This is a genomic window from Vibrio sp. L3-7 (genome assembly GCF_963898195.1).
GTDB classification, from domain to species: Bacteria; Pseudomonadota; Gammaproteobacteria; order Enterobacterales; family Vibrionaceae; genus Vibrio; species Vibrio echinoideorum.
Window position 1 is genome coordinate 219,497 of record NZ_CAWQUW010000004.1, and the last position, 8,003, is coordinate 227,499.

Below are 8,003 nucleotides of genomic sequence, written 5' to 3' on the forward strand. Positions count from 1 at the left end.
TGAGTGCAATGAGCCAACTACCATGAGAAAACCAGGAAGTTGGCCCATCGATTGAAGGACACTTATATTTAGGATATCAACTCGACATGCCCTTCATTTACAAGCATTCCCATTGCTTGAAAAATCTGCTTTATACGTATTCAATGCCATATTTGATAAGATAAGTACACACGCACTTTACTTAGTCATCTCTAAGTCTGCCGAAAACCTCAGTCCACTTCGCTTTCCGATAAACCCGTGGCGTTCATACAACTTCTCTATTTCTCGTTCCATAAATTGAGTTAATGTCTTATCTCGTAGTTTTATCTTAGGCGTCTCATCCAAAGTCACTTTTGTTTGATTTTCAAATACATCCTTTACTATTATACCTACAAGTTCTTTTATGTAAGAAATAGTCGGTGTTTTGAGGTTGTTAGTTGAGATAACTTGATCGATCTGCTTGTCAAACTGCTCATAGGCGGACTCTATCAGTTCATTTCGGTCAGATTTACTCAGTACTCTAACCTTTTCATCTCTATCAATTATACGAGCCAAATAAGTACGAAGCGCCCCGGAGTTCATTAAACAAGTTATATTTGTTGCCCTCTTAAAAATATCTGTGATTTCCTCTTTTTTTGCTTTTATTAAGTCAGCATCTTGAGTTTCGATAGCTTTATTTTGTAAATGAATATTAATCTCTGAAGCTCCGCAAAAAGAGACATGATTATAAAGAGTCTCATAATGTGTAGTGCCTTTCATTGAAAGGGGAGCCTTTGATTTATCTAGTCCTTTTTTTATAGCGGTATCTATCACTTTTTGATAAACCCTTTTAACTTTAAAATTAGAATCGGAATCAACTTTATTATCTGATTGGTGGCAGATAAAAGGTGTTGATTTTATAACTTTTGTAGAATACATAAAAAAACCCATTAAATAACGAATCATTAATTATTAACATATTTAAATATAAATCATGGGGTTATTTAAGAAAAATACGGCAGGTATAATCATAGCGCCGACTCCAGCCATTTTAATAACAAGCGATATAAATATGAAAAAATCACAACTCTGTCAGGGAATTTCACCCCCTATTACTCGTTCGTAAATAATCGCTTGTAAACTTTGTCACCAAATTCGTCTGCTTTCAAATCACTGTAACCTCCTATATCGTTAAACTGTAGCTTTGTCTCACCGTCAGAGATCCCCTCTGACGCAGCCATGATCTCGAAATATGAGTGGTGACTTTTAGGAGGTAATAGATTCGCCATACAGATAATTCTTGCTTCATTAAGTGTAGGTAGTTTTTCTAGTTTTCTAGTTTTCTAGTTTTCTAGTTGCTGCTATCAGCTGCTTCTCAGTCGCTGATTGGTTGTTTCTTATCGATATGTAATAATGACGTAAATTAGCAAAGGCATTCAAGAACTTAACTGTATGACCACTCATGCCTGATATCAAAGGTCGGTTATTATCTATTGCCAATGTCACCATATGTTCTACCTCAGGGACTCCTTTCTGAGAACGTCTCAAAATATTTGAATTTTCCCCCGCATCATGACGCCTAATCCCATCGACAGTTTCATCTAACATAAGGTCATGGGTAAACTCACTTGTGCTTTTATAAAACCCTATCCCTTGAAGAAAGTCACTTTTCAGTTCCGGAGAAGTCTCAAACTTTGCTTTCACCTTCTCTTCAGACTCACCCGATAATTTAATCACTCTAGCTTGCCACTTCTTAGGTAGCTTTTCCCATTTATCAATTCTGTTGGGGTTAACGTCATACCACTGATGATATGATGTTCCACCAAATGCACGATTATCAGCAGTTACAGTATTAAAATAGTTTGAACGTCGCTGTTTCATCGCTTCACTAAATTCCTCTTGGGCTACTGTTTTTCGCCCAAGATAATCGTAAGGACCAAATGGCTCAGCACCAACAGTTTTGTGAAGTTCGCAGCTCACCTCACTTAAATATTCACGCTTTGAAAGTCCGTGATCTGCCGCTTGCTGAGCCAATGTTTTAATATCGTAAACACCACTATCTAAATAGTAATCCTCTAAAGCCAAAAACACTGAGTCCAGTGACAGAATACCTTTCAAAAGCTCGTTAGCCCCACCTATTTTATAAGCTTTTTTTACTATGCTTTCTTTATTTTCTCGCACAATATGTTCGAAATTCACACCAAAACCATCTTTTCCTATATCGATAGCTTTCTGTGTTAGTTGTTTACCTAAGTCACTATCAATAAGTATTTTACCGAGCTTCTGCTCAATTTTTTTATTCTGATTTAGCAGGCTTAGATCTGGATAGTTAAGAGACGATAAGTCCGAATCTTGAGCCTCTCTCAGAACCGGATTGGACTGGAACTCCGATATACTGAGTTTTCTTTCTGTGCTAATGGGATTAGAGAAAGATTTGGCTAATGGAAAGTCTTCCTTCATCGTATTACTGACTTGTCTTACTTTAACTTTTGGCTCTGATTCATCTTTTTTATTACTCATCACTGATGTAGAACTTAAAAGTGAAATATTTCTTTTAAACATAAATTACTCCTCTTATATTCGATCTATCATTACCAATCAAAAAACAAATAATTACAACAACCAAGTAGATTAATTCAAATAAAATTAAACAATTTCATTCAGAAAAAGATGACACTAAGGGTCACTCTAAAATTGCATTTAAATATCATAATTTTTCGCTGATAACCTCTCTATTGTTCCCCCTCCTCCTCTCTACAGCTAAGTATCAAAAAACCCTGAACGCACTGGCAAAAACATGAAAACAAAAAACTAATGATTTATTAACGATATAAAAAACATCATAAAAATTCAATTCATACTTTAATATTAATTTTCACGTAATTAGTAATCTATTATCACTGGAGAACTGGGAATACTTGCCTTAACGTAGTTATACTTAAATTTCTACTTGAAGGTCTAACCATGCTAAACGTTCAACGAACCAATACAAACGTATCTGAATTTAAAAATACAGATACCAATCGAGTACTAAGCTCTGCTAAAGGGATTTCCCTTTCAGATGCAAAGAAGCAAGTTCTAACAAGTGCAAAAATGTTTGAGGCGGGAGTTAGTATGAATATACTGAATCAACCTTCTTCTGCCGGAACGCAAATTGATAACCATGCGAAGAGTTTGTCCGATGTTTTAAAAAAAATATCTAGCGACGGAACGAACCATACCGTTGTGTTCAACAACAAAGAAATGCCCCTTACCGAGTTGTTTGAAAAGCAATTTTCTCCTATGAGCAGTAACTCCGACCAAATTGGTCGCCAACCAAAAGAGTCTAAAGAGCCGCTGAAAAATTGGCTAATCCGCGAATTGAATATCCCTACAGGTGAAAAAAATCACGCCAGCATGCTTACCAAGATAAAAGCCATAAGTACATTTGGCACCACTGTTTGGCAGTTACTAAATCCACCGGAAGGCAATGATCATAAAGACTTTAGCAAAAATCAGAGAAAAAATTCCGACGCTCTCAGTTCAATCCTAGGTAAAGATGTATTCCCTTTATTCAAAGAGTTTTCTCAAAAAACGAGAACAAAAGTATTTGATGACTCGTTAACTCGAGCCAGATCGGAACGTATGCCAATGATAAGAGATGAAAACGGCGTATTAAAAGCTGTGGATGGAAAGTACGAAGATGCTGCAAAGTATGGCTTGGGGTTCGGCCAAGTCGTTCAAAAAGTAAACGATGAAAACTCTTTAGAGCAACATAAGCTGTTAGACGCACTCAACGGCAACAAGAATATAAATGGTATCCCGCGTGAGAACGCTCCTATACAAGACTTAACCAGACCATACATGATGTCTGAAAGCGAGATGGCATCAATGCCACAAAGCTATAAAAATCTGGGACTTAATGATGGTATGACGCGTCATAAACTCCATCATGGTACGGGAATCAACCGCTGGCAGCCATATGGTATGTATGCACTTGAAAGCTCTTATAAAGGTAAACCATATGCAGGTGCACAATCAGGTGGGACCTGTGACATACTATTAGCAGCTACCATATTGTCCGGCGAATCCATGTACGGAAAAACAGACAAAGTAATGCCACTTACTCTTGGAGCTGCGGCATTCATGAATTATGGTGGATACCATACATTCAATGAAGTAGTACCAATTGGTGAGGCAATGAGTCACGGAAAACCCTTTGTACCTTCGAACAAAAGCGCTCTCCAAAAGTCAGATTTATACGACCGCGTCCAAGCCCATACAAAGAAACACCTTAAGCCGATGACCTTCAACGTGATCTCATCTTACAAAAACGTTCATAACGACATCGTCGACCAACTTAAGCAAGAACATAAATCACTATCTTTAGATATCAATGACTTAAGCGATACTATTTATTACACCAAATAGAACAACACTCAATAACAATAACATGTCTTAATCATGGTCATGTTATTGTTTTCAAACTTACTAACTACATTAGAGCATAGCTGTAATTAAACACTTGAAAACCTTCCCATATAAGTTCATTCCCCGTTACTACAATTTGACACAACCTTGTTCAACCATACCTCCCAATGACCACGCTTATTCTCCCAAATAATCAAATAATCAAATAATCATTTAACTCCTCAAAAGAACAATTACTCAAATTTTATCAAAGAAAGTCACATACATAAGTGGTATTTATATTTCAAGCATATTCAGCCACATAGCGATTCATGCAGGAACTTAATGAGACATCCTATTACTAGAGTCGAAAGCCTTTCGACTCTAAGCATTAATGAATTCGAAGACTATCACTTACTCACTCTATAACGAGGTAACAATGAGGCCGCAAAGAAATTACAGTTCAATCGAACATATTAAAAGATCCCTAGGTCAAGTCAAAGATGAAAATAAAGAAGTAAGAGTTAAAAACGGAACCGCATGTGTTAAGGAAAAAAAAGCTTTCTTTTCATTTCCAGTATCTCGTGTAAGGCACACTAAGAATTGTAAGAAACTACTGATATGTACTCTAAAGCAACGTCATAACATAAAAGAGGAAAGTGCCAAAATCTTGCTAGAAACCATTCTAGCTGGCCGAGATACAATCACGGTAAAAGATATAAACAATCTAAACGAATATATTAAGACATCAAGTATGACAGGCTTATTTGAAAGCCAGAAAAACCAACTGAAGAACGAGCGAATCGAATTAAATTCTTGGGGCACTGTTGATTTAGTAACAAGTGAATTAGAAAAAAAGAGCTTCATGGCATTAATGTTAGCTAAGTATCCATTAACACAATCCAACTTTAGTGTTCAGGTTAGTGAATCTATTGGCGACAAGAAGCTATGGACAAAAGAAGACAAAACCAGAATAGAGCATTCGATCAGCCGTTTCGTAAACATGTCAAAACTTGATAGCGATCGTAATAATCAGCTTAAGACAGAGCTAAAGGGGTTATCCTATGCTCGTGATTCTTCATTAAACAAAGCAAACGAGAGACAAAAAAGTGCTCTTGTTAACTTCTTCACTAAAATTGGACTCACAGACTCAAGTCAAGTACCTACACTGAAGTCATTACAAGAAGCTAAACAAAGAAGAAAGGAAAAATACCCCCCAAATAGCGCTCAGTCGAAGAGTACTAAGAAACATGCACCAAAGGTTCACAGTAATGATGCTGCAACCCCTAAGAAAACTAACTTTACTAAGGCTCTAAACAAACTAGTAGGTTTGGCTGAGCAAGAGAAAAGAGAAACTCAACCAGCCAAATTAGAAGAACTGCAAGCACTGTTCATCACCGGAGTACATTCTGCTTCAGGAGCATCAATGTTGAAAAAAAGTCATGGTGCCACAAGTGTAACGGCATGGACTCAAGATGGACTTCTCAAGAACAAGACACTCAACAAAGACGGGCTCTGCTATGGATTAGCCGCTAAATGGGGAAAGGATACGGCAAACAATACGCACTTCTTTGAAAGCATGAGATCGATAGAAGGCTTTGATGAAGCAGCAGCTTTGTTTGACGGCCAGTTTGGCGGTGAAAAGGAGATCATTGAGCGATTCAACCTCGTTGGTATTGAAACTGATGGTATTGAAAAGCAACGATTGGGTTTTGGTCAAGGAAATCTACAGTTACACATTCTAAGACAAAATTTTGCCGAAAGTGGCCAAAGAAGTGGTCATGCGGTAGCAACCTATTCGAGTATCGAACTAGGTAAGGAAAAGTATGCCTTCTATGACCCAAATATTGGAGAGGTAACCTTTAGTAGCCAAGAACAACTGGAAGGTTTCACTAGAGACGCTATTAATATTCTTTATGATGACCTTCCAGCGCAATTCACTATAAACTGCAACGTTCCAACATAACTTGATGTTCAGTTAAGCTTTATTTTCTAATTCAGATTCAAATATAAAAGACTCTAATAAAGGTATGCCTAAAAGCAGTCGCAATTTGTTTAGGCGTACCTTGTCCGGTGAGCTTCGATGATTATTATCCACTAAATCTCATACTTCGACTTGAAAAATGATCTATTCACTAGGGTTCATTTTGCTCGTTCGGCCAAACTGCGAAACAATAAAGTCACACATCCGTGATGCCAACATCTGGTGTACTTCCTGACTAGGATGCACCTCATCATGAAAGACATGACGATGTGCCGAGTCAAATGGCTGACTATTACCTTTAAGACCAAACACACGAGGTAAATCAATGTAACCAGCTTGCTCCTCAGTAGTTGTATCGTATCCAACTTGATTAGCCATATCGACTAATTCATAAAGCTGCCCACTAAAATCAAAAAATCCTATTTTAACACCATCACCGGAAAACCGTTCTTGCAGCTCTTTCAACTTACTTTTTAAAAACTGGTTATGTTGATTAGAAAGACCTGACATCTTAGCCCTATCCCTATCGCACTCTTTATGTGCATGTGCTGTTATTGATAAATCTGGAATGCCAGTGACTAGAATATATTTGACTCCTTTGGATACCACCATTTTAATAATTTCTTTTTCATAGCAGTTAACAACCTTCTCTACATCCGTTTTATCAAATGTCATATAATCATTGGCACTTAGTGCTAGTACCACCATATCTCCTTTCTGAAAACCTTCTTTTTTTTCATGTTTATGGATTTGTCGTTTCATGTTGGAAATAAACCAAAACGTTGGGTTCAATTTTGAGTACTTAGCAGTAACAGCCCCACCTTCCGCATAGTTAAGCAATTTAAAGTTGTCACGTGCTTCCTCACTTTTCATGTACTTCTTCAAATAGGCTCCTGAAGAAATAAAATCAGCCCAAACAAAACCGTTGGTAAATCGACCTTTGTAATACTGTCTAGATGACAACATAACTCCGAGAGTCTTAGACTTCATTCGCCCCTCTGAATCCGACAAGCTGTCACCAATCACGACCAATCGTTTAATATGATCGAGCGCCTGGCTCGAATGACTAGTCAGCTGTGCGTTAGTCACTTCTTTATTTCGAATGGCCAGTTCGAAGAGCAGATCTTTATATTCAGCTCCATCGGTTGAATCAAACCCTAATTCAGTACCATCAATAACATGTTCAACTTTTTCATTAAGCACCAAGACCGGAGTTTTTAGCTTATCATAACTTGATAGCTGCGAGACTTTAGCAACTCTTATCTTTTCCTCCTTTACCTTCCTCTCAGACAATTTTTTATTATATTCTATAGACACTAACTGTCGGCCTAAAATTAAACTCTTCATATTTCATGTATTAGTAAAGAATGGATTGAGCTGCCATTTTTCAACCTAAGACTAAAAATATCATGAGGTATTTCCTGAAATATTCTGGTCTCAGTTTTTCTAATTTAACTTCAGATAGAATCACTTTGTACGAAAGCGTTCAAGAAAAAGGAAATATCAATAACATGAAGCCCCAGTCGAAAAACTGAGGCTCTGGAGGGCTTTGTTGCGTAATTCAATGGAACTAAATCAAGAACCTACGATCTGATCAGCTACGTCCACTCTCTCTCGTAGCCCTATGCCTAAGCCTCGTTACAAAACAACCAACTGGAAGCAATACAACCAA

At 37.3% G+C, this 8,003-nt stretch carries 6 protein-coding genes; 2 read left to right on the forward strand and 4 right to left on the reverse strand.

Annotated elements, in window-relative coordinates:
- Positions 1 to 177: 177 nt before the first annotated feature.
- From AACW75_RS05355 to AACW75_RS05365, 3 genes are all read right to left on the reverse strand, one after another.
- Positions 178 to 897: a hypothetical protein gene (locus AACW75_RS05355; RefSeq protein WP_237297655.1), complete on the reverse strand. Its 720-nt coding sequence runs from the start codon at positions 895 to 897 to the stop codon at positions 178 to 180.
- 173 nt (positions 898 to 1,070) lie between these two features.
- A complete protein-coding gene (locus tag AACW75_RS05360) occupies positions 1,071 to 1,247 on the reverse strand; it encodes a hypothetical protein (protein ID WP_237297656.1) in 177 nt (58 codons plus the stop codon).
- Positions 1,248 to 1,293: 46 nt separating this feature from the next.
- Positions 1,294 to 2,520, reverse strand: a complete 1,227-nt coding sequence (locus AACW75_RS05365; protein WP_237297657.1) for a hypothetical protein — start codon at positions 2,518 to 2,520, stop codon at positions 1,294 to 1,296.
- Positions 2,521 to 2,922: 402 nt separating this feature from the next.
- Between AACW75_RS05365 and AACW75_RS05370 the strand changes: the two genes are divergently transcribed.
- Together AACW75_RS05370 and AACW75_RS05375 are read left to right on the forward strand one after the other, a co-directional pair.
- Complete coding sequence (locus tag AACW75_RS05370) at positions 2,923 to 4,368, forward strand: hypothetical protein (RefSeq protein WP_237297658.1); 1,446 nt, start codon at positions 2,923 to 2,925, stop codon at positions 4,366 to 4,368.
- Positions 4,369 to 4,786: 418 nt separating this feature from the next.
- Positions 4,787 to 6,313: a YopT-type cysteine protease domain-containing protein gene (locus AACW75_RS05375; RefSeq protein ID WP_145569579.1), complete on the forward strand. Its 1,527-nt coding sequence runs from the start codon at positions 4,787 to 4,789 to the stop codon at positions 6,311 to 6,313.
- Between the two features lie 162 nt (positions 6,314 to 6,475).
- Here AACW75_RS05375 and AACW75_RS05380 read toward each other — a convergent pair whose 3' ends face one another.
- Positions 6,476 to 7,678, reverse strand: coding sequence for an SGNH/GDSL hydrolase family protein (locus tag AACW75_RS05380; protein WP_237297659.1), 1,203 nt, complete (start codon positions 7,676 to 7,678; stop codon positions 6,476 to 6,478).
- Between the last annotated feature and the right edge of the window lie 325 nt (positions 7,679 to 8,003).